We start from the raw sequence: 22,119 nt of genomic DNA, 5'->3' as shown, positions 1-22,119 counted from the left end.
GTCGGTGGGCTGGAGGCGCTCAGGAGAGGAGTTTTGCCTTCGCCGCAGCGAACTCCTCGTCGGAGAGAACGCCCGCATCTTTGAGCGCGGCGAGCTTCTGGATCTCGGCGACGATGTCGACGGCGGGCGCTGCGGGGGTTGCGGGCGCCGGGGCCGCCGCCATCTGCGAAGCAACAGCCTGTTGCGCGGCCTGCTGCATCGCGGCCTGCTGTTGTGCCGCCTGATACTGCTCCTGCTCGTACTGCGCCTGAGCCTTCTTCTGCTGGTTGTTCGACATCGCTCCTGACACCGCGCTGGCGGTGCCCGCGACGACGGCGGTGCGGGCGGCGAGGCCGATGAGGCCGGGACGGCCGACTCGTCGGATCATGTCGGATCTCCTTCTTCTCAGGCCTCTTCGGCCATGTCCATGATGGCGTTGACGATGGGGGCGGGGATGCGCTCGGCGCTCAGGACGACACCGCCGGATGACGCGAGCCGGTCAGCGAGGCGGCGGGCGTAGACGAGTTCGAGCGCGACGATCGCGGCCGACGAGCCGGGCTCGACGAGTTCGACGAGCTCGGCGATGTCTTCTTCACCGGTGATGCCGATCTCGGCGAGCTCGATGCTGCCGAAACCGTACTCCCCGGTCTGATCCTCGATCTCGATGACTTCGACATCGCCTGACTCCGACTTGGACACGATGACGAAGTCGAGAAGGCGGACCAGACCGCCTTCCAGGAGCTCCGCGAGAGCGTCGATGGTGTCAGGGCTCGGGCGATCGCCCTCGAAGCCGACGAGGTAGAGCTCGACCGGTCCGTAGCGGAACTCAGCCATGGGTGTGATCCTTTCGGGTGGGTGATAAGAGGGGCGGAAGAGGTCAGAAGTAGGCGATGCCCCTGGCGAGGACCACGACACCGAGAACCAGCAGCACCATCCCCATGATGACGGCGTTCTCGCGTTCCAGCCAGATGCGGAGGCGGGTCAGTGGTCGCTCCAGTCGGTCGGCGGCGACCACGAAGCCGACCACCGGCAGCAGAATCGTCGATGCCGCCACGAGCAGGTACACCGTGAGGGCGATGACGGCATCGCCGACGGCCACGGCCGAGATGCCGAGGGCTGCCCCCGCGGCCGCGCCGAGCAAGAGATTCTTCGGGTTCACCGCGGCGAGGAGGACGCCCATGCCGAGCGCGTCCCAGAACCCGAACCGATCGATCGCCCGCATCCAGGAGGGAAGCGTCGCCGCCTGAGCCTCGCCGCGTGCGCGAGACCGAAACTGCCGCACCGACAACCCCATGAGGGCGATCCCCAGCATGAGATGGATCGTGCCCGGTAGGGGACGGATGCCACCGACAGCCGGTGTGGGTATGACAGCCGAGAGGACGAGGAAGATCACGACGGTGGTCAGGATGCCGAGTACCCAGCCGGCTGCGAACCCGATCCCCGCGGTGCGCGCCCGGGGCGAGAGCAGCAGAAGAATCGTCGCGATGATCGGCACCGGGCTGAGGGCGATGCCGACCGCGAGGGGAAGCACCGCGCCTACCGCGTTACCCATACCGGTCCTCTCGTCGGCTGCTCCGCGTCCATCATCCCCCACGCCTCGCTCCTGATCGACCGAGCGCCTCCGGGGCGCTCTCGCGCGCCTCAGGTACAGTTGTGACGCCGCATCCGCGGTGCGAACGCCGCTCAGCAAAGGCAGCCCTTCTGTGACTTCCCTCGACGCGTCCGACGGTTCGCCGACCGGAGACCATGCCGGTGGCGCCGGCCGCCTCACCGTGCTCATCGGCGCCGACACGTTCTTCCCGGACGTGAACGGTGCGGCGCGGTTCGCCGAACGCCTGGCCGCCGGGCTGGTGGCTCGTGGGCATGAGGTGCACGTGATGGCACCGAGCAAGACGTGGGCACAGCACGGGGTATTCCGCGAGGTGATCGAGGGTCAGGAGATGACCGTCCATCGCATCCACTCGTACCGGTGGTATCCGCACGACTGGCTGCGGTTCGTGTGGCCGTGGCGGGCCAAGCACTACGCCCGTATCGTGCTGGATCAGGTCAAGCCGGATGTCGTCCACATCCAATCCCACATCGTGATCGGGCGCGGGCTGACGCGGATCGCGCGCCAGCGCGGGATCCCCGTCATCGCGACCAATCACGTGATGCCCGAGAACATCCTCGACTATTCGGCAATGCCGAAGTCATGGAACAACACCATCATTCGCTGGGCGTGGGCCGATGCCAATCGCACCTTCCAGCTGGCCCGCGTCATCACGACCCCGACGCGTCGCGCCGCCGACTACCTCGAGCGAGCGACCGGGATCACCGGAGTCATTCCCATCTCCTGCGGCATCGACATGCACAACTACACGCCCGATCTGACCCCGCGGCAGGCCAACCGGGTACTGTTCGTCGGGCGACTGACCAACGAGAAGCAGATCGACGTGCTGCTTCGGGCGATGACCAGGCTCGACCCGGCGCTGGACGCGACCCTGGACATCGTGGGCGGCGGCGATCAGCGCAAGAACCTCGAGCAGCTGGCCGCAGACCTCGGTCTGGCTGAGCGCGTCACGTTCCACGGGCACGCGTCCGAGCAGGAGCTGCGGGAGCTCTACACACGAGCGAGCGTCTTCGCGATCGCCTCCATCGCCGAGCTCCAGTCGATTGCGACGATGGAAGCCATGGCGTCGGGGCTGCCGATCGTTGCGGCAAATGCCGTGGCCCTGCCCCACCTGGTGCAGGACGGCGAGAACGGATACCTGTTCACACCCGGAGACGTCGATCAGCTCGCAGCGCGCCTTACCGACGTGCTCACGGCTGCGCCGGAAGAGCGGCAACGGATGCAGCAGGCATCGCTCAAGGCGGTGGCGATCCACGATATCGGGCGCACCCTCGACACCTTCGAGGCCCTGTACCGCGGCGAGCCGATCCCGGAGTAGCGATGCATGTCGTGATGTTCGGCGACCAGCACGCCGAAACGCTCGGCGGCGCACAGGTCTCGATGCGCCTGCAGCGTCGGTTCCTCGAGAAAGCCGGCCACACCGTCACGATCGTCGCGCCGCGACGTCACGGACCCCGTTCTCACAGGAATGCCGACGACCCGGGGTACGCCGATCTGCCCTCGATCCCGGTCACGCTGGACCGGGAGTACGCGATGACCTGGCCCGGCGCGCGAGCCGACCGCGCCGTGGACCGCGTCCTGGCTGGGCGTCCGCCGGTTGACATCGTCCATGTGCAGGGCGATTTCTGGGGGGCCTTCCTGGGCCTTCGATACGCCCGTCGTCACGATCTCCCGGTGGTGTTCACGTTCCACAACCGCGTCGATGTCGGCATCCGTGCCGTCGCCCCGTTTCCGGACATCGTGCTGCGGGTGCTGAACCGCTGGGGACGTCGCGTCCTATCGGAGCCGGCGGGATCGCGGTCGGACGGCTGGTCGTACCTGCGGATGCTCGCCTCATTGGCGGATGCCGTCACTGCACCGTCCGCCCATTTCGCGCGGCGGCTCGAGACCAACCGCGTCGCCCCGCACGTCGAGGTCGTCTGGAACGGTATCGATGACGACGAGCTGGCGGCTGCGCTCGCCGCGCCGCGTGCGCGACCGGACTCCCGGCTTCCCCGTCTGGTGTGGGTCGGCCGGATGAGTCCAGAGAAGCGGCTCATCCCCTTCCTCGAGGCGGTCGTGGCGTCGGGCATCGAGGCCGACATCGAGGTGATCGGCAACGGTGCACAGCGTGCGGCCGCGCAGCGGGTGGCAGAACGCGCTCGCGCGTCAGTGTTCTTCCTCGGCTCACTGCCCTACCGCGAGACACTGCGTCGCGTCCGCTCCGCGGATGCGCTGGTGCAGACCTCGATCGGTTTCGAGACGCAGGGAATGACGATCTTCGAGGCTGCCACGCTCGGGACGCCGTCGATCGTCTGCGACCCGGATCTGGTCGCCGAGCTCGGATCGGGTGCGTGGCCGGTTCCGGATGCCTCGACCTCCGCGCTCGCTGCCGTCCTGCGTGCCGCCGTCGCCGACGTCCGCGCGGGAACGGCTCCGGTGCCCGACCCGTCTATCGCCGAGCGGTTCCGGCAGTCGTCGCGGACCGCGGCGATGCTCGAGGTGTACGAGGCGGCGCGCGCGCGACACGACGCGACCTGACGGCGTCTGCAGCGCGGTCACGGGAGGCGCCGGGGGTCGGTGGGCTGGCGACGGGCGCCGTCTGTGTGCACGGCGCGGATGGTGGCGAGCAGGCCCCAGAGTGCGAGTCCCGACAGGAGAAGCAGAATCAGCATGTCAGAAACGCTATGATCGTGTTATTCGCGCCACCAGTGGCGGAATGCGCCTCATTCGTAGGATTCATGCCATCGACGGCGGGGTCGTCGAGAATCGGGGATCAGTGATCCGTACCGTCGCCACCATCGTGCAACCGGGCTTCGCGCCCTTCGAGTTCGGGCTGGCCTGCGAGGCCTTCGGGCTCGATCGTTCCAACGACGGCATCCGGGGGTTCGACTTCCGCATCGTGGCGGCCGAGCCCGGCCTCGTGCCGAGCAACCTGGGATTCTCGATCACTGTCGACGAGGACCTCACGTTTGCCGAGTCGGCCGACCTCGTCGTCGTGACACCGGTCCCGCGAGCCAAGTGGGACGAGCCGGACGAGCGTGTGTCGGGGGTGATCCGGCGGGCTGCAGCGCGCGGCGCATGGCTTCTCAGCGTGTGCAGCGGCTCGTTCGTGCTGGCAGCCGCGGGCGTGCTGGACGGGCGGCGAGCGACGACCCACTGGATGTACGCCGACGCCATGGCGCGGATGTACCCGCAGATCGCCGTCGACCCCGACGTCCTCTACGTGCAGGACGGCCGGATCATCACGAGCGCCGGAACCGCCGCGGGGCTCGATGCGTGCCTGCATCTGCTGCGCCAAGAGCTCGGCGCCGAGGCGACCAATCGCATCGCCCGAAGGATGGTCGTCCCTCCGCAACGCGACGGTGGGCAGGCCCAGTTCATCGACAAGCCGCTCCCGGTCGCGGCGTCCCACTCGCTTGCGCCCGTCACCGACTGGATGCTCGAGAACCTGCGTGCCGACCTCTCCGTGGAGCAACTCGCTGCGCGGGCACACATGTCGCCGCGCACCTTCGCGCGCCGGTTCAAGGCAGACCTCGGTGCAACCCCGGCCGCCTGGCTGGCCCGGCAGCGGATCATCCACGCTCAGCGGCTTCTGGAGCGGACTGACCTGGGTCTGGACCGCATCGCGTGGGAGAGCGGTTTCGGTTCGGCGGCGGTGCTGCGCCAGAACTTCGCCCGGGTTCTCGGGATCACGCCCACCGCCTACCGGGCCCGGTTCCGGTCGGTGGCGGCGGATCTCCCATCGACCGGGTGACACCCTGCGCTACCGGGCGCGATCGAGCAGGATCATCGTCTCCTCGAGCGTCGGCGGCACCGTCTGGACCGTCGCATCCAGACCGCCGAGCGCAGCGCGGATCTCGCTGACGGCGTGTCCTGCGACGCGGATGTCGCGCCCGGAGAGCATGACGGGCAAGCCGGCGTCACCGAGAGCGGCGAAGGCCCGCTGCCAGTTTTCGCACCGCACCACGACAGCGGGAGTCTGCGCCGTCAGGTCCTCGACGGAGCCGCTGCCGAGCAGCCGTCCCCGTGAGAGCAGGACCAGCCGGGTGCACTGCTCGGCCTCCTGCAGGTAGTGCGTGGTCACGAGGATGCCTCGGCCCGACGCCGCCTGGTCGTGGATGATGTCCCACAATCGGGCGCGCGCCAGCGGGTCGACTCCGGAGGTGGGCTCGTCGAGCACCAGAAGCTCGGGATCGTGGCTGAGCGCGAGCGTGAACGCGAGTTGCCGCTGGCGGCCGAGGCCGATCTGCGAAACAGTGTCGCGACGGACTGCCGCGAGTGAGGTCGGGAGGTCGGCTCGGGGCGACCGATAGACGCGGGAGGTGAAAGCGACGTTCTGGTCGACGCTGAGCGACCGATACAGGCCGAGGCCCTGCGGGACGTAGCCGAGGCGGGGGCGCGAACGTGCCGACGGCGCTGCGCCGAACAACTCGACCCGGCCTTCGTCGGGCCTGTCGAGTCCGATCAGCGTGCGGATGAGCGTCGTCTTGCCCGCGCCGTTCGCGCCGATGAGGCCCACGATCTCGCCCGCGCGCACCTCGATCGACACCTCGTCGACGGCGCGGTGGCCGCCGAAGCGGCGCGTGACGCTCTCGGCCCGAGCGATCACCTCACCTGGCTCCCGCCGGACCGCTGCGACCACGGAGGCGGCAGCGGCGGCCGTCTCGGATCCGGACCCTTCTGCCCCGCCACTTTCCGCGTGGCGTGCCAGCGTGTCGGCGATGAGGGCGTCCTCGAGGTCGCACTCTACGAGGCGTCCGCTCGAGGGCGGTGGGGTGGGCGTCCACTCGTGTCGAGCCCGACCACGGCGCCAGGAGCGTGACGATGGTGGCGCGGCATCATCGACGAGCTGAACCGACCCCGGTACCGCCGCGATGATCTGCTCCGGGGTCCCCTCGGCGATCACGTGGCCGGCGTCGAGCGCGACGACGCCCGTGGCGCGCTGGGCCTCATCGAGGTAGGTCGTCGCCATGAGCACCGCAGCGCGGTCGGCCGCGGTCTCGGAGATCAGGCGCCACAGCTCGACCCGACTGACCGGATCGACGCCCGTGCTCGGCTCGTCGAGGAGCACCAACGCGGGTCGGTGCAGGATCGCCAGGAGGAATCCCAGCTTCTGCCGCATCCCTCCCGACAGGTTTCCGCCGAGACGGTGTCGGGCCTGTTCCAGCCCAGCTCGGTGCAGCAGCTCCTCCGACCGTTCCCGAATCTGGGCGCGGCTCAGTCCGTAGGAGCGCCCGACGAACGCGATGTTCTCGTCCACCGTGAGGCCCGCGCGAACCCCGGATGTCGACGGTTGATAGCCGAGGTCGCGATCCGGAACCGATCGGACCGTCCCGCTCAGCGGCACGACACGGTGCGCCAGTACCCGCAGCAGCGTCGACTTCCCGGCGCCGTCGCCGCCGACGACCGCTGTCACCTCACCTCGTGGCACCTCGAGAGTGACGCCATCGAGCGCCGCGAGCTCGCCGAAGCGCACAGTCACGGCATCCAGCCCCAATGAACCCTCGCGGGGCGACAGTCGTGTCGGGGGGCCGGCGGGGGAGCCCGACGCTGCGCTCATCGCGCACCCGCCCGGTCGCGGCGCCGGGGTCTGGCGGGTGCGATGCTCGCGTGCAGGCGCATGACGGCAAGTCCGAAGATGGCCACCGCCATCACGGCCAGGATCAGGAGCGGTACCCAGAGCGCTTCCCAGCCGGCGCCGCGCAGCATCACTCCCTGCGAGATGATCGTGAAGTAGGTGAGGGGAAGCAGGTAGCCGATCCACCGCACACCGGCTGCCATCGCGTCGAGCGGAAAGATCATGCCCGACAGCAGAATCTGGGGGAGCAGCGTCATCATCGCCAGCTGGATCGCCTGGCCGGAGGTCTGCGAGACCGAGGAGATGAGCACTCCCAGCCCCAGCACGACGAACAGGAAGAGCCCCGCCCCGACGATGAAGATCACAGGGTTGCCGACGAAGGGGACCCCGAAGAGCCACATCCCGAGCGCGGTGATCACTGCCATGTCGAAGCTCGCGAGCAGGAAGTACGGCGTGATCTTGCCCAACACGACCCCGCTGGCTTTCAGAGGCATGACAGCGAGTTGATCCAGGGTGCCCGCCTCCCGTTCCCGGACCAGTCCGATGCTCGTGATGATGGTTCCGATGAAGGTCAGGATGAGGCCGATGATGGCCGGCACCATCACCCACGAGGTCTTCAGGTCGGGGTTGAACAAGACCTCCGTCTCAATCGTCGGCGCGGATGCCTGCTGACCCTGCCCGGTCTCGACGGGCGCCTGCGCGCTGAGCTGCTGGGCGACCTGTGCGAACAGCAGCTGAGCGGACTGTGCGGCGAACAGATTCGAGCCGTCGATGAAGACCGTGACCGTATCGCCGCCGTCCGCGTAGATGGCGACGTCTGCGTCGCGGTCAACGAGTGCGGCCTGTGCGTCTGCCTCGTCCTCCGCGGTGTCTGTCGAGACGACCTCGAGGTGATCGCTGAGGTCGTCGTTCTCCTCGATGAGGGTCTGAATCTGATCAGCATCCGCCCCGACGATCGTGACGCGCAACGTCTCGACGGTGAAGTTCGCCGCGTATCCGAAGATGACCAGCAGCAGGAGGGGCATCCCGATGAGAAGGGCCAGCGTACGTCGGTCGCGTCCCAGTTCCTGGAACTCCTTGAGCATCACAGCGCGCATGAGTACATAATTCAACGCACGTTGAATTTGCGCAAGAGGCAACGATCGCGCAACGAGACCTCTGCCGAGAATCCCCCTCCGATACACTCTGGCCATGTCGAGCGGTGGGGGGCACATGGCTGCGTCGCGATTTCTGCTGTGGGCGCCGGTCGCCGTGTTGAGTGCTGCTCTCCTCGGGTGCACACCGGCGGGTGAGTCGGATCCGACGCCGTCCGCATCAGCATCCGCCACGTCCTCGCCATCGCCCGACGCGACCTCGGATGGGCCGCCGATGACCGAGCCGCCCGCAGCGGAAATCGATCTCGAGGCGCTTGCGTGCACCGACCTGCTGGACCTCGCGATAGCCCAGTCCAACTTCGGTGCGGACGCTCAGTTCATCGCGGAACTCGGACCCGGAGAGTTCACCGGGATCATGGCGGGGCCCGTCGCGGAGACCGCGCTGACGGAGGCCACCCAGCGGATCGGCTGCATCTGGGGGATCCCGCAGAGTGATGGCGCCTTCACGGTCGTCGTCGCCGCCCTTCCCCAGGCATCGCGGGACACACTCACGACGGCCCTCGGTTCGAGCACCTTCACCGGCTCGCTGATCGGGACGTCTCCCGCCTACACCTGGGAGCGTGACGACGCCCTCGGCACCGTCACCACCGTGTACGCGTTCGCTTCCCCCCTCTGGGTGACCGTGACCGGCTCGGGAACGACCGGGTCGCAGACCGAGATCACCACGGACGTTCTCGATCATCTGCGCGCGCTGTACCCGAGCCTCGGCGACTGAACGGCGCTCGGCGCGGCGCGAGCCGCCGCCGGAGGGTGCGACTCAGCGCCGGGGTGCGGAGGCTGCGGCCCGGCGTAGCGACACCGCGTCCGCTCGCGACAGCAAGCGCTGCGCTCGGGAACGTGCGTCAACCGCGGCATCCGTGAACGCTCGTCCTCGGGGCGGGCCCGCGATATCGGCGAGCGAGGCGAGTGTCTTCTGCAGCCGGATGCCGACCTCGATCACCCCGGCGCCGTCACGCGCGATGGGGCGGAATGCATCCTCGACGAGGTCGCGAAGACTCACGGGCTCGACGGTGACATGAGGATAGGGCGTGTGCTCGTCCGCGTCCGTCCGCAGCATGTTCTCGAAAACTCGGCCGAGAGCGCCGAGCACGTCGATCGCGGTGCCCGGGTCATTGGTGGCGGGGGAAAGCGCGCGGCTGGCGATCTCGGAGAGCGCGATCACCCCGAGCCGCGGGTCCTGGTCGTAGCTGCGGTGGGCTTCGATGTGAAATGCGCTGGCGACCTTGGAGCGCACGTTCTCATCGAGCGTGCCGGCCACGAGCGCGAGGGGAGTGGCCGTGTCGACCATCGTTCCCGGGAGGGCGCGCACGTGGATCGTCAGCTCGCGGGCCTTGGCCAGCGCTTCCAGGCGGCCGAGGTCGATGTGGGTCACGTAGCCGGCGCGACCAGGGCGGACCGACGCACCCCTCACCGCTCGGGGGTCCTGCGTGCGTGCGCCGAGGCTCGGGCGATGCGCATACTGCGCCGTCGTGCGTTGAGCCGCGGATTCGACCCGGTCGATGACATCGGCCATCCGTCCGAAAGAGCCGAGATGGGAGATCCACCGCAGCAGGACGACGACGACGATCACGATGACCACGAGCGTGCCGGCGAACAGGATCGTGCGTCCCTGTTCACCGTAGTACTCGGTCGAGAGCGCGATGATCCCCACCATGGAGAAGACGAAGGCCCCGATGAAGGTCGACAGGACATTCTGCGATGTGGGATCGGCGACGAGCAGCTGCGTGGCGCGTGGTGTCGCCACGCGCGATGCCGAGCTGTAGGCGGTGACCATCGCGGTCAGAGAGAACGTCGTCACCGCGAGCATCGAACTCGCGAGGATTTGCAGGATGTCGCCCACCGAGCCCTGGCCCAGATCCACGGCGAGACCCGGCAGGACCGGCTCGAGGAACCCCGCCGCCAGAGCCAGGAGGACCGCGGCGACGCTGAACAGCGAGGCTCGGAACCACACCGCACGTGTCATCTGTGCGAGGAATACGCGTACGTGCGTCATCGGGGGCTCCGCATGGGTCCCCACGTTATCCCGTCCTCTGCACCTATGGAGCACTTCCGGAACCTCGTGCGCGGTGATAAACTTGAGTCACACAGGCTCAAGTTTGAGTCGACATGAGTTTCGGTGGGATGACCGCCGCCACGCACGACATGGATATCGCCGCACAGGAGGCATCATGCAGACCACGCCGATGGCCGAACAGGAAGAGCAGCAGACCGCGCTCGAGCAGTTCGGCATCAACCTCACCGACCGTGCCCGCCAGGGCAAGCTCGACCCCGTCATCGGGCGGGACGCCGAGATCCGACGCATCAGTCAGGTACTGACGCGTCGCACCAAGAACAACCCCGTGCTCATCGGCGAGCCCGGCGTCGGCAAGACGGCCGTCGTCGAGGGGCTCGCGCAGCGCATCGTCGCCGGTGACGTCGCCGAGAGCCTGCGCGGCAAGGAGCTCATCGCGCTGGACATCTCGGCCCTCGTGGCAGGCGCGATGTACCGGGGTCAGTTCGAGGATCGCCTCAAGAAGGTTCTCAAAGAGATCACCGACTCCGAGGGTCAGATCATCACGTTCATCGACGAGCTGCACGTGCTGATGGGTGCCGGCGGCGGCGAAGGTTCGGTCGCCGCATCCAACATGCTCAAGCCGATGCTCGCGCGCGGCGAGCTGCACATGATCGGTGCGACGACTCTCAACGAGTACCGCGAGTTCATCGAGAAGGATGCCGCCCTCGAGCGCCGCTTCCAACAGGTGTACGTGGGCGAGCCCAACGTCGAGGACACGGTCGCGATCCTGCGCGGACTCAAGGAACGCTACGAAGCCCACCACAAGGTCGCGATCTCGGACAGCGCGCTGATCGCCGCAGCCGCTCTCTCGCACCGCTACATCCCGAGCAGGCAGCTGCCCGACAAAGCCATCGACCTCATCGACGAAGCGGCGTCCCGACTCCGGATGGAGATCGACTCGGCGCCCCTGGAGATCGACGAACTGCGCCGACACGTCGACCGCCTGAAGCTCGAGGAGCTCGCGCTGAAGAAGGAGAAGGACGCAGCCTCGCAGGAGCGCCTCGAGAAGCTGCGCGCGGACTTGGCGCAGGAGCAGGAGAAGCTCTCTGAGTTGCAGGCCAAGTGGGAGACGGAACGGTCGATCCTCAACCGGGTCGGTGAACTCAAGACGCGGCTGGATGCGGCGCGCATCGAGGCGGAGCGCGCGCAGCGCGAGGGTGACCTCGAGCGGGCCTCGCGACTGTTGTACGCCGAGATCCCCGCACTCGAGCGCGGGATCATCGAGGCCGAGAGCATGGAGCCCAGCGACGAGCGGATGGTGAACGAGCAGGTCACCGAGGAGGACATCGCCGCCGTCATCGCCGGCTGGACCGGCATCCCGGTCGGCCGTTTGCTGCAGGGGGAGAGCGAGAAGCTCGTTCACCTCGAGGCAGAGCTCGGAAAGCGCCTCATCGGGCAGAAGGAGGCGGTGAAGGCCGTCGCGGATGCCGTGCGCCGATCCCGCGCCGGTATCAGCGACCCGAACCGCCCGACCGGCTCGTTCCTGTTCCTCGGACCCACAGGCGTGGGCAAGACGGAACTCGCGAAGGCGCTCGCCGCGTTCCTCTTCGACGACGAACACGCCATGGTGCGTATCGACATGTCGGAGTACGGCGAGAAGCACTCGGTCGCGCGTCTGGTCGGTGCCCCTCCCGGATACATCGGCTACGAACAGGGAGGGCAGCTCACCGAGGCGGTCCGGCGCCGTCCGTACAGTGTCGTCCTGCTCGACGAGGTCGAAAAGGCGCACCCGGAGGTCTTCGACATCCTGCTCCAGGTGATGGACGACGGTCGGCTCACCGACGGTCAGGGCCGGACTGTCGACTTCACGAACGTGATCCTGATCCTGACGTCCAATCTGGGGTCGCCGATTCTCATCGATCCCACGATCCCGCTCGACCAGAAGCGCGCGCAGGTGCTGGCGCTGGTTCGCCAGGCCTTCAAGCCCGAGTTCGTGAATCGGCTCGATGACATCGTGATCTTCCAGGCGCTCACGCAGGACGATCTCGCCCAGATCGTTGAGCTCACGGTCGATCATCTGCAGCGCCGACTGCACGAGCGGCGTCTCACGCTTGCGGTCACTCCGGATGCCCGGGGGTGGCTCGCGGAGCGCGGTTACGACCCCGTGTTCGGTGCCCGCCCGCTGCGACGTCTCATCCAATCCGAGATCCAGGACCGCCTCGCGATGGCACTCCTGTCCGGCAAGGTGCGCGATGGCGACATCGTTCGCGTTGACGTCGCCGTCGATGGCGACGCCCTCGTCCTGACCAGTCAGGGACCGGCGGCGGCTCCCGCGCCGCGTCCGGGCGAGGACGACGACGTGATCGAGGCCGAGCTCATGGACGACTGACGCCTAGGCCCCGTTCATGCGGTCTCGCCACTCCAGCAGTGGACCCAGCGATGACAGGTCATAGTCGGGCCCGTCGATCGACGGGATGATGAACCGCACCCCCAGCGGGTGCAGGCGTTCGAGGCTGTCCTCTTCGAGGAGCGGGCCGAATCCGCGCGGCGTGAACCCGGTCGCGATCTCGATCTCCGCGGGATCGCGGCCCACCCGCGCGCACCAGGCATGAAGCACCTCGATCTTGTGAGGGATCTTCTCGATCGGCGTGAAGGTGTGCCAGATGGCGGCGTGCTCGGCGACCAGGCGCAGGGTCTTGCGTTCTCCCTGGCCGCCGATGAGGACGGGAATCTCCCGCGTGGGCGCGGGGTCCAGCAGGTCCCATCGGCGACGGATGCGGGAGAGGTCGTGTCGGAGATCGTCAAGGCGTGACCCGACCGTGCCGAACTCGTATCCGTATTCGACGTAGTCCTTCTCGGCCCACCCCGACCCGGTGCCGAAGATGAACCTGCCGGTTCCGCCCTTCGCGCTGATGTGGTCGATGGTGCGGGCCATGTCGGCCTGCAGGTCGGGATTTCGATACGAGCTGCAGTTGACGAGGGGGCCGAACTCGACGCGCTCAGTGAGTTCGGCGATCGAGGCGAGCATCGTCCAGGCCTCGAAGTGTTCGGCTTCCAGCGGTTCCGTAAGAGGGAAGAAGTGGTCCCAATTGAAGATCGCGTCGACCCCCATGTCCTCGGCGCGAAGGATGGCATCACGTATCCGGGTGTAGGGGGCGTGCTGGGGCGCCAGCTGCACACCGACGCGGACGGGCCGATGGTCTGCGGGATGAGTCGTCATCCCTCGAGTATCGTCCGTGCCCGGCGCGGGGGCTCAGACTTGCTCATCCCGGAACTCCGCGGGATGTTCACACGAGGCGTCGCGTCGCGGCTCGGGCGGCGCGAGTAGCGTCAAGGCATGACCATCGCCACGGCGGATCTCTATGACGAACGCGGGGACCAGTTGGACTCGCTCGGCATCCAATTCCAGGACATCGGCGGCACCGACGCCTTCGACGGTCCGATCCGCACGGTGCAGTGCCACCGCGACAACGCGCTCGTGAAGGCTACCCTGGCGACTCCGGGTGACGGTGCCGTCCTCGTGATCGACGGTGGGGGATCGCTGGAGTCGGCGCTGGTCGGTGATCTCATCGCCGCATCCGCGGTCGACAACGGGTGGGCCGGGATCATCGTGTACGGGGCGATCCGGGACCGCGCCGCGATCGGGACGCTGCCGATCGGGCTCAAGGCTCTCGGATCCAACCCGCGCAAGAGCGCGAAGGACGGTGCCGGCGCGGTCGACGTTCCCGTCGAGATCGGCGGTGTCGTGTTCACCCCCGGTAAGCACGTGTACGCCGACGTCGACGGCATCCTCGTGGAACGGTGAGGACCGCGACTCAGTAGTCGTGGTCGGGCCAGCCCTCCGGCCCGTGCGACCCTGCAGCATAGTCCTGCAGCGGGACCTCGCCTGCGGCCCAGGCATCGAGCACCGGCTGCACGATGCGCCAGCACTGCTCCGCCGCATCTCCCCGCACCGACAGCGTCGGATCGCCGTCGAGGATCTCGGAGAGCACTTCGGCGTACGCCAGCAGCGCGCCCTCCCCGAGGTCCGCACTGAGCTTGGCCCACGTGAGCGCGAACGGGTCGTCGGCGCCATTGACGTTGAGTCCGATCGACATCCGGTCCGGCCCCAGCGTGAAGCGCAGCCGAGAGCCCCTCGTGGCACCGGTGAATCCGTCGGGCAGGTGCCTGACAGGGCGGAACCGGATGAGGATCTCCTTCACCGGATCACCGATGGCCTTGCCTGAACGCATCGTGATGGGAACCCCGGCCCACCGGGCGTTGCGGACTTCGAGCACGACCTCGGCGAGCGTCTCGGTGTTGCGGTCGGGCACGACCCCCGGCTCGTCCACGTAATTCGGAAGCTCGCGGCCATCGATCGTCCCCGCGGTGTACCGGCCCCGCCGGGACGACGCGACGGGATCGTCGCCCCAGATCCGGGTGGCAAGAAGCGCAGAGGTGGTCGCGCCGCGCAGATCCTGCTCGCCCAGTGTCGCAGGAGGCTCCATCGTCACGAGCGCCATGAGCTGCAGGAGGTGACTTTGGATCATGTCCCGCAGCGCGCCGGCCCTGTCGTAGTAGCCTGCCCGGCCCTCCAGTCCCAGCTTCTCGTCGTAGGTGATGTCGATCGACTCGATGTGCTCGGCCGACCACACCGGCTCGAGGATGCGGTTCGCGAACCGCGCACCGATGATGTTGAGCGACATCGAGCGTCCGAGGAAGTGGTCGACGCGGAACACCTGGCTCTCCGGCACGAGGGCGGCGAGCTTCTCATTGAGGACATGCGCGCTGGCCGCGTCGCTGCCGAACGGCTTCTCGAGCGCGAGGATGAGGCCCGGCGGAAGCTCCACGGCCGACAGCGACTCGCACGCCTTGGCGGCGATCGCCGGTGGCACCGCGAAGTAGAGCGCGATGCGTCCTTCCGTTTCGCGGAGCAACGAGGTGAGGTCTTCGGGCGCCGTGATGTCGGCTTTCGTGTAGGTCGTCTCGGCGACCTTCGCGAAAGCCTCGTCGGAGTCGCTGGACGCGAACGCCTCGCGCACGACTTGCTGCCAGTGCGCGTCGGTCCAGTCATCCATGCCGGCACCGCGAAGGCGCACCCTGCGGTGTGGCTGGCGGGTCAGGAGCTGCCCGAGCGCGGGGAGCAAGAGGCGAGAGGTCAGATCGCCCGAGGCGCCGAGGATCAGGAGGGTCGTCGTCTGGTCGGCCATGCCGCCACCCTATCGACGCCGGATGAATCGCGGACCAGGATCTGGTGAATCCTCGCTCCGAGAGAGCCCGAATGTTCGCTGCCACGGCGGCAGCAGCATCCCTGCCTGACAGAATCAGGGGCATGGCTGCCCCGATCGAGGACTACGCGATACTGAGCAACTGCCGCACGGCGGCACTCGTCTCCCGGGAGGGGAGCATCGACTGGCTGTGCCTGCCGAGGTACGACTCGCCGTCGATCTTCGGCGCTCTGCTCGGCGAACAGAAGCACGGCCACTGGACGGTGCGGGCCTCCGACCCCGACGCAACGGTGACCAGGTTCTACGAGGACGACACCTTCGTGCTCGTGAACCGCTGGGAGACCTCGACCGGTGTCGCAGAGGTGCGGGAGTTCATGCCGATCGACGGCGGCCGGGTCGAGCTGGTCCGCCGCATCGAGGGGATCTCGGGTCGCGTGGAGTTCACCAGCGAGCTGCGGATGCGGTTCGACTACGCCCGCGCGCTGCCGTGGGTCCGGCAGGTGGGCAGTCACGTGACCCCCGCGCTGCTGGCGATCGCCGGTCCCGATGCCGTGCTCGTGCGCGGCGTGGAGATGAACGCCGCCGATCACGCGCACCGCGGCACGCTCACGGTCGAGGAGGGCGGCGGCGCCGACCTCACTCTGAACTGGTTCCCCTCGCACCTCGAGACGCCCGAACCGGCGGACGTCGATCGGATGCTGGAGCACACGCGCTCGTGGTGGCGGGACTGGGCCGGTCGCGTCGACCACGACGGACCGTTCGAGGACGAGGTCGTGCGCTCGCTCATGGTGCTGCGCGCGCTGACCCACGAGGACACCGGCGGGATCGTCGCGGCAGCCACGACCTCGCTGCCCGAGGACTTCGGGGGTGTGCGCAATTGGGATTACCGGTACGTGTGGCTGCGCGATGCGGCGCTGACGATCGAGGCGCTCATCTCCCACGGATTCCTTCGGGTGACGGCCCGGTGGCGGCAGTGGCTGCTGCGGGCCATCGCCGGGGACCCCAAGGACCTGCAGATCATGTACGGGCTGGCCGGCGAACGCGACCTCGCCGAGCGCGAACTGACCTCGCTGCCGGGATACCAGGGTGCAGCACCGGTCCGGATCGGCAACGGCGCGTCGCACCAGTACCAGGGCGATGTCATCGGCGAGGTGATGGTCGCGCTGGAGGCTGCCCGGGTCGCGGGGGTGGAGGAGACCGACTTCTCGTGGGCGCTGCAGAAGGCGATGCTCGCGTTCGCCGAACGCCACCTCGACAAACCCGACAACGGGATCTGGGAGATCCGCGGGGAGCCGCAGAAGTTCACTCACTCGCGCGTCATGATCTGGGCCGCCTTCGACCGCGGGGTCCGCGCGGTGCGCGACTTCGGCCTGCCCGGCGACGCGGAGAAGTGGGCGGCGCTGCGCGACCGGATGCGGGAGGAGATCGATGCCCACGGGTACGACGCTCAGCGCGGCCACTTCGTGCAGCACTACGGCTCGACCGAGGTGGATGCGTCGCTGCTGCTTCTCGCGCAGGTGGGCTACGTCGCCCACGATGATCCGCGCATGCTGGGGACTGTCGCCGAGATGGAGCGCACGCTCATGGTCGACGGCCTGCTGCACCGGTACCGCACCTCGAGCGGCGTCGACGGACTGGCCGGCACGGAGCATCCGTTCCTGGCCTGCTCGTTCTGGCTCGTCGAGCAGTACGCCAACAGCGGCCGCGTCGATGACGCGATGGCCCTCATGACGCGCCTGTGCGGCTTCGCGAACGATGTCGGGTTGCTCTCAGAGGAGTACGACGTGCAGGGTGGGCGGCAGGCGGGCAACACGCCGCAGGCGCTGTCACACCTCGCGCTGGTCCGAGCGGCGGACGCCCTCGCGGGTCACCACGGCCGCGCCGCCGACCGGCAGTAGCGGGCGGCGCCGCGGCCTCAGTCTGCCGTGGCCCGCTCCGCGTCGATGACGCCGGCATCCCGCATCCGCATCGCCTGCTCGACCCGAAACAGCGACATGAGGCCCGGCTGCTCGGTCCCCAGCGTCGTCTGACCGATCGGAACGATCTCGAGCCGGTCCACGCGGTGGCGGTGGCCGTCGATGCGAAGGACAGCTTCCCCGGCGGCGACGGCGTTCTTGGCCCAGGACGTCTCGGGGCCATACACCAGCGCGACGCACCAGCCGTCGCCATCCTCGACCGGCGAGATCGGCGTCTCGTACCGTGTGCCCGAGCGCCGACCGACGGTCTCGATCACGGCTGTGCGCTGCCCGCTCGTGCCCGCTGTCTTGAGCACGCTCGGGTTCACGACATCGCGCTGCAGTCGCGTGAGGCGGCGGATGAAGCGCCTATCGCGTCGGCGCATCAAGACGATGAAGGTGCCTCCTGCCGCTGCCAGGAGCACGGCGAACGCGCCGAGCACGATGAGGACGATTCCGGTGGCGCGTGTCATGAGGACTCCATCCGTCGGATCTTCGTGACTCACACGCTACCGGCGCCGGTCCCGCCCCGATAGCGGAGCGGGACCGGCGGGTGATCACGCAGCCTTGAGGGCGTCGCGCCAGGAGACCCGCGCGCCCATCCGCAGGATCGAGCGCTCGTAGATCTTGGCGGCCAGCATGATCGCCCCGACGCACGTGGCGATCAGGATCACGAGAGACAGGATCGGCTCCCACCACTGGGCTTCGCCCAGGTAGAGGCGCAGCGGCATGCCGACGGGCGCCGAGAACGGCACGTACGACATCACAGTGAGAACGACGGGGTTGTCGTTGAAGAAGATCACCAGGAAGTACGGCGCCATGATGAGCATCGTCAGCGGGGCGGTCGTCGAGCCGATGTCCTCCATCCGGGACACGAGCGAGCCTGCCGCCGCGAAGAGCGCGGCCAGGAGCACGAACCCGAACAGGAAGAAGATCGCGAACCAGGCGATCGGGGCACCGAGCCCCTGGAGCACGGCGCTTTGTCCGGTCACGATCAAGCCCACGACGGCGATCGCCGCCAGGAGCAGGATCTGAGCCATCGCGAGGATCGTGTTGCCGATGATCTTGCCCGCGAGCAGGGCACGGGCCGGCACGGCCGAGAGGAGCAACTCGACGACACGGGTCTGCTTCTCTTCGACGACGCTCTGGGCGATCGTCCCACCGAACAGCGACGCCGCCAGCAGGAACACGATCCCGAACCCGATCGAGACGAAGTACCGTAGCGCGAAGTCGACCGTTGCCGGTTCGAGCAGCTCGACGGGCGGGGACACCGACAGTCCCATCACCAGCATGGTCGGCGCGGAGTCCGCGGCAATGATCAGCATCCCGACCGGTGTCGACGTGTCTTCGACGACGGCGGCGCTGACCTCACCGCTGCGCACGAGTGCCTCGGCGGCCTCACGGTCCGCAACCTGGGTGACCTCGACGCCGGGTACCTGTTCAACGGCGGATGCCGTCGCCGAGGTCACCGCGACCTGCGTCGCCGAAGGGTTGCCCGCGGAAAAGCCGCCCCAGATCACGGCGGCGAGGGCGATGAGCAGTGTGATCACGGTGGAGATCACGAAGGCGCGGCTGCGGAGTTTGGACCCGACCTCCCGCTCGGCGACGAGCCAGACGCTCTGGAATCCGCGGGGCGCGGATGTCGGTGTGGCGGTGTTCACTGGATGACCTCCTTGAAGATCTGCGCGAGCGTCGGGCGGACGGGGGCGAATCGGTCGACGCGCGCCTCGGCGACGGCGCGCTGCAGCACCCGCTGTGCGTCCGCATCCTCCCTCGCATCGAACAGGGCGTTTCCGCCCTCGAACTCGACGACCGTGACTCCCGGCTCCGCCCGCAGCCAGCCGAGGTCGCCCGCGCTGCGCAGTTCGTAGCGGTGCCCGGAGTGTTCGTGGCGCAGACGCTCGCTGCTCCCGGCGGCGCGGATCTCGCCACCGGCGATGATGACGATGTCATCGCAGAGGCGCTCGACGACATCGAGCTGGTGGGACGAGAACAGCACGGAGACACCGGACGCGGCGCGCCGGTGCAGGACGTCGGCGACCACATCCACGGCGAGCGGATCGAGGCCCGAGAACGGTTCATCGAGAATGAGGACGTCGGGTTCGTGCACGAGAGCGGCGGCGATCTGCGCTCGCTGCTGGTTTCCGAGCGAGAGCTTCTCGACGGTATCGTTCAATCGCTCGCCCAGCCCCAGCTGCTCGAGCAGGTCGGTTGCCCGGGCCTGAGCGTCGCTCTTGTCGAACCCGTGGAGCCGAGCGAGGTAGGTGATGTGTTCGCCGACCTTCATCTTGGGATACAGGCCGCGCTCCTCAGGCATGTACCCGAATCGGCGGCGGTCGGCCGGTGTCAGCTCCGCTCCGTCGATGGTCACGGAGCCCTCATCCTTGGCAAGCACCCCCAGGATGATGCGCATCGTCGTGGTCTTCCCCGCCCCGTTCCCCCCAACGAAGCCGGTCAACCGGCCGGGACTGACGGTGAACGACAGATCGTTCAGGACACGGTGCGCGCCATAGCTCTTGGTCACGTGCGACAACTCGAGCATGCTGCTCCTCTCACTCGGTCTCTTCAGGCTAGAAAAGCTCGACAGCTCCCACATCCCCCGTGGGACGGGGACGCCGCATCCGCCGTGAGGGGGAGCGTGCCCGCGCTCACGCGAGCCCGTGGCGGTAGGCGTAGACCACGGCGGCGACGCGGTCTCTCACGCCGAGCTTGAGTAGCACGTTCGAAACGTGCGTCTTGACTGTCGCCTCCCCGATGACCAGGTGCGCGGCGATCTCGGCGTTGCTCATGGCCTGCGCCATGAGCCGCAGCACCTCGGACTCGCGGTCGGTGAGGTCGGTGGTCGGAGCGGGCTGCGGGGCCGGGGCCGCGGCGAACCGGGCGATGACTCGGCGAGTGACCTCGGGTGCCAGGAGCGCGTCTCCTGCGGCGGCGACCCGCACCGCGGACTGGAGGTCCTCCGGAGCGGCGTTCTTGAGCAGGAAGCCGCTCGCACCGGCCTCGAGCGCCTCGAACAGGTAATCGTCGCGGTCGAAGGTCGTGACGATCACGACAGCGCACTGCAGCGCGGGGTCGGCGACGATCTCCCGTGTCGCCGCCAGCCCGCCGCCGCCTGGCATCTGCACGTCCATGCAGATGACATCCGGTGCACGTTCATGCGCCAACCGCACGGCCTCTTCTCCGGTGGCGGCTTCGCCGATGACCTCGATGTCGGCCGCGCTGTCCAGGATGAGGCGGAACCCGGCTCGCATCAGGGCGTGGTCGTCGGCCAGCAGCACTCGTACGCTCATGCGCGGGCCCGCTCGTGTCGCGGCACGGTGAGACGCACGAGGAAGCCGCCCTCCCGGCGGGGTGAGATCTCGATCGACCCGCCGGACGCGGCGGCCCGCTCGCGCATGCCGATGAGCCCCAGGCCCCCCTGGTGGGTCAGTGCGGATCGACCCGAGTTCACGATCTCCACCTCCAGCGCGTCGGGCAGATACCGCACGCGCACATCAGCCTCGGCATCCGGGCCGCCATGGCGCCTCGCGTTCGTGAGCGCCTCCTGTGCGATCCGAAACGCGTTGACCTGCACGGTCGGAGACACCGTGACGGGTTCGCCCACGATCGTCAGGGTCGTCGGCAGTCCGTTCTCGCAGGCATGCGCGACCAGACCCGGCAGGGCGTCCAGGCCCACCGTCGATGCATCGCTCGGGTCGTCGTCGACCGGTGTACGAAGGGTCTCGAGCAGCTGACGCAGCTCACTCAGTGCTTCCCGTGCGGCCTGCTCGATGTCCCCGAGGGCGCGGCGCGCGGCATCCGGGTTCGTGTCCCACACCGTCCTCGCGGCGCCCGCCTGCACCCCCATCGCCGAGACGTGGTGGGCGACCACGTCGTGCAGTTCCCGGGCGATGCGCACCCGGTCCAGCGCGACTGCCTGCGCCGCGGTGGTCTCGCGCTCCCGTTCGAGCTCGACGGTGCGCTCGGCGAGCATGTCGCGCTGTCGACGAGATTCGTAGGTGCGATCGCCGAAGTAGTACGCGCCGCCGAAGAAGGCGACATTGATCAAGAACTGGATGAGCATGAACGCGACGTAGGGCGAGAACAGCCCCGCGCGCGACAGGCCTTCGTCGGTGGGGGCTGTGGCGTCGATGAACATCGACACCGTCAGCCAGGTGAACATGCCGACGATGATCGCGGCGCGCACGAGAAACGCGCGCTTTCGATCGTCGACCCAGGCTCCGACGGTGTAGAAGCCGATGAAGACGGCGACGTTTCCCACGTAGAGCTCGGGAACGCGGGCCGTCATGCCCAGGAAGAGCGCGAGCGATACGACGACGGCGGTGGTGCCGGGCAGGCGCCTGCGCCACGCCAGGGGAGCCGTCAGGCCGAACGCGTACAGCAGGGCGACGCGAAGGTCGACCTCTTGCGAGTTGTAGATCCCCGCGACCGCCCCCAGTGCCGTGCTGAGCACCGCCGTGACGAACAGCGCGGCAGCCAGCCACACATCTCCTCGGATCGGAACCCACCAGGGGGTCGCGCGCACAGGTTCACCCACCCATCCACGCTACGTCGCCCTGCGCCACAGCACATCCGTCTCGCGGCGGAGCCTGCCGCGCGCCTCGCGCGCCCTTCGCCGAACCAGCCCGCGCTCGCTGAACCAGCCCGCGCTGCCGGCTGCAT

20 protein-coding genes are annotated in these 22,119 nt (G+C 68.3%); 7 read left to right on the top strand and 13 right to left on the bottom strand.

Annotation, left to right across the window (positions count from 1 at the left end; genetic code table 11):
* Positions 1–19: 19 nt before the first annotated feature.
* Genes ACSGC5_RS04730 through ACSGC5_RS04720 form a run of 3 tightly spaced genes read right to left on the bottom strand, consistent with a single transcriptional unit; the run spans position 20 to position 1,531 of the window.
* A complete protein-coding gene (locus tag ACSGC5_RS04730) occupies positions 20–367 on the bottom strand; it encodes an SHOCT domain-containing protein (protein ID WP_434969471.1) in 348 nt (115 codons plus the stop codon).
* 17 nt (positions 368–384) lie between these two features.
* Positions 385–813, bottom strand: coding sequence for a DUF6325 family protein (locus tag ACSGC5_RS04725; RefSeq protein WP_434969470.1), 429 nt, complete (start codon positions 811–813; stop codon positions 385–387).
* A 43-nt stretch (positions 814–856) separates the two neighbouring features.
* On the bottom strand, positions 857–1,531 hold the full coding sequence (locus tag ACSGC5_RS04720; RefSeq protein WP_434969469.1) for a GAP family protein: 675 nt from the start codon (positions 1,529–1,531) through the stop codon (positions 857–859).
* A gap of 151 nt (positions 1,532–1,682) precedes the next feature.
* Here ACSGC5_RS04720 and ACSGC5_RS04715 point away from each other — a divergent pair, with 151 nt between their 5' ends.
* The 3 genes from ACSGC5_RS04715 (at position 1,683) to ACSGC5_RS04705 (ending at position 5,324) form a co-directional block, all read left to right on the top strand.
* Positions 1,683–2,906, top strand: coding sequence for a glycosyltransferase (locus tag ACSGC5_RS04715; RefSeq protein ID WP_434969467.1), 1,224 nt, complete (start codon positions 1,683–1,685; stop codon positions 2,904–2,906).
* 2 nt (positions 2,907–2,908) lie between these two features.
* Positions 2,909–4,108, top strand: coding sequence for a glycosyltransferase (locus tag ACSGC5_RS04710; RefSeq protein ID WP_434969465.1), 1,200 nt, complete (start codon positions 2,909–2,911; stop codon positions 4,106–4,108).
* Positions 4,109–4,346: 238 nt separating this feature from the next.
* Positions 4,347–5,324 (top strand): GlxA family transcriptional regulator, encoded by a 978-nt coding sequence (locus tag ACSGC5_RS04705; RefSeq protein WP_434969464.1) that lies wholly within the window; start codon positions 4,347–4,349, stop codon positions 5,322–5,324.
* A 9-nt stretch (positions 5,325–5,333) separates the two neighbouring features.
* On the opposite strand, the gene ACSGC5_RS04700 is transcribed toward ACSGC5_RS04705, so the two are convergent.
* Complete coding sequence (locus tag ACSGC5_RS04700; protein ID WP_434969463.1) at positions 5,334–7,130, bottom strand: ATP-binding cassette domain-containing protein; 1,797 nt, start codon at positions 7,128–7,130, stop codon at positions 5,334–5,336.
* On the bottom strand, positions 7,127–8,245 hold the full coding sequence (locus ACSGC5_RS04695) for an ABC transporter permease (RefSeq protein ID WP_434969462.1): 1,119 nt from the start codon (positions 8,243–8,245) through the stop codon (positions 7,127–7,129). The genes ACSGC5_RS04700 and ACSGC5_RS04695 overlap by 4 nt, the downstream gene beginning before the upstream one ends.
* 271 nt (positions 8,246–8,516) lie before the next feature.
* Here ACSGC5_RS04695 and ACSGC5_RS04690 point away from each other — a divergent pair, with 271 nt between their 5' ends.
* Positions 8,517–9,017, top strand: coding sequence for a hypothetical protein (locus ACSGC5_RS04690; protein WP_434969461.1), 501 nt, complete (start codon positions 8,517–8,519; stop codon positions 9,015–9,017).
* Positions 9,018–9,059: 42 nt separating this feature from the next.
* Here the strand turns inward: ACSGC5_RS04690 and ACSGC5_RS04685 are convergent, their stop codons facing one another.
* On the bottom strand, positions 9,060–10,295 hold the full coding sequence (locus tag ACSGC5_RS04685; RefSeq protein ID WP_434969460.1) for a DUF2254 domain-containing protein: 1,236 nt from the start codon (positions 10,293–10,295) through the stop codon (positions 9,060–9,062).
* Positions 10,296–10,470: 175 nt separating this feature from the next.
* On the opposite strand from ACSGC5_RS04685, the gene ACSGC5_RS04680 reads away from it, so the two are divergent.
* Complete coding sequence (locus ACSGC5_RS04680; protein ID WP_434969459.1) at positions 10,471–12,684, top strand: ATP-dependent Clp protease ATP-binding subunit; 2,214 nt, start codon at positions 10,471–10,473, stop codon at positions 12,682–12,684.
* A 3-nt stretch (positions 12,685–12,687) separates the two neighbouring features.
* Here the strand turns inward: ACSGC5_RS04680 and ACSGC5_RS04675 are convergent, their stop codons facing one another.
* Complete coding sequence (locus tag ACSGC5_RS04675; RefSeq protein WP_434969458.1) at positions 12,688–13,515, bottom strand: LLM class F420-dependent oxidoreductase; 828 nt, start codon at positions 13,513–13,515, stop codon at positions 12,688–12,690.
* A gap of 117 nt (positions 13,516–13,632) precedes the next feature.
* On the opposite strand from ACSGC5_RS04675, the gene rraA reads away from it, so the two are divergent.
* Positions 13,633–14,100, top strand: coding sequence for a ribonuclease E activity regulator RraA (rraA, locus tag ACSGC5_RS04670; RefSeq protein WP_434969457.1), 468 nt, complete (start codon positions 13,633–13,635; stop codon positions 14,098–14,100).
* A 10-nt stretch (positions 14,101–14,110) separates the two neighbouring features.
* On the opposite strand, the gene ACSGC5_RS04665 is transcribed toward rraA, so the two are convergent.
* The gene (locus ACSGC5_RS04665) at positions 14,111–15,484 is read right to left on the bottom strand and encodes a glucose-6-phosphate dehydrogenase (RefSeq protein ID WP_434969456.1); all 1,374 of its coding nucleotides are present in this window, start codon (positions 15,482–15,484) and stop codon (positions 14,111–14,113) included.
* A 122-nt stretch (positions 15,485–15,606) separates the two neighbouring features.
* Between ACSGC5_RS04665 and ACSGC5_RS04660 the strand changes: the two genes are divergently transcribed.
* Positions 15,607–17,400: a glycoside hydrolase family 15 protein gene (locus ACSGC5_RS04660; protein ID WP_434969455.1), complete on the top strand. Its 1,794-nt coding sequence runs from the start codon at positions 15,607–15,609 to the stop codon at positions 17,398–17,400.
* Positions 17,401–17,417: 17 nt separating this feature from the next.
* Here ACSGC5_RS04660 and ACSGC5_RS04655 read toward each other — a convergent pair whose 3' ends face one another.
* The 5 genes from ACSGC5_RS04655 to ACSGC5_RS04635 form a co-directional block, all read right to left on the bottom strand.
* Positions 17,418–17,930: a nitroreductase/quinone reductase family protein gene (locus ACSGC5_RS04655; protein WP_434969454.1), complete on the bottom strand. Its 513-nt coding sequence runs from the start codon at positions 17,928–17,930 to the stop codon at positions 17,418–17,420.
* Between the two features lie 84 nt (positions 17,931–18,014).
* Positions 18,015–19,118, bottom strand: a complete 1,104-nt coding sequence (locus ACSGC5_RS04650; protein ID WP_434969453.1) for an ABC transporter permease — start codon at positions 19,116–19,118, stop codon at positions 18,015–18,017.
* On the bottom strand, positions 19,115–19,999 hold the full coding sequence (locus ACSGC5_RS04645) for an ABC transporter ATP-binding protein (RefSeq protein WP_434969452.1): 885 nt from the start codon (positions 19,997–19,999) through the stop codon (positions 19,115–19,117). The genes ACSGC5_RS04650 and ACSGC5_RS04645 overlap by 4 nt, the downstream gene beginning before the upstream one ends.
* A gap of 106 nt (positions 20,000–20,105) precedes the next feature.
* The gene (locus ACSGC5_RS04640) at positions 20,106–20,747 is read right to left on the bottom strand and encodes a response regulator (protein WP_434969451.1); all 642 of its coding nucleotides are present in this window, start codon (positions 20,745–20,747) and stop codon (positions 20,106–20,108) included.
* Positions 20,744–21,994 (bottom strand): sensor histidine kinase, encoded by a 1,251-nt coding sequence (locus ACSGC5_RS04635; protein ID WP_434969450.1) that lies wholly within the window; start codon positions 21,992–21,994, stop codon positions 20,744–20,746. Before ACSGC5_RS04635 ends, ACSGC5_RS04640 begins: the two co-directional genes overlap by 4 nt.
* Between the last annotated feature and the right edge of the window lie 125 nt (positions 21,995–22,119).

Origin of the sequence: Microbacterium sp. bgisy207, assembly GCF_965345035.1 — a bacterium.
Lineage (GTDB): Bacteria > Actinomycetota > Actinomycetes > Actinomycetales > Microbacteriaceae > Microbacterium.
This window is presented reverse-complemented; position numbering and strand designations above follow the sequence as displayed.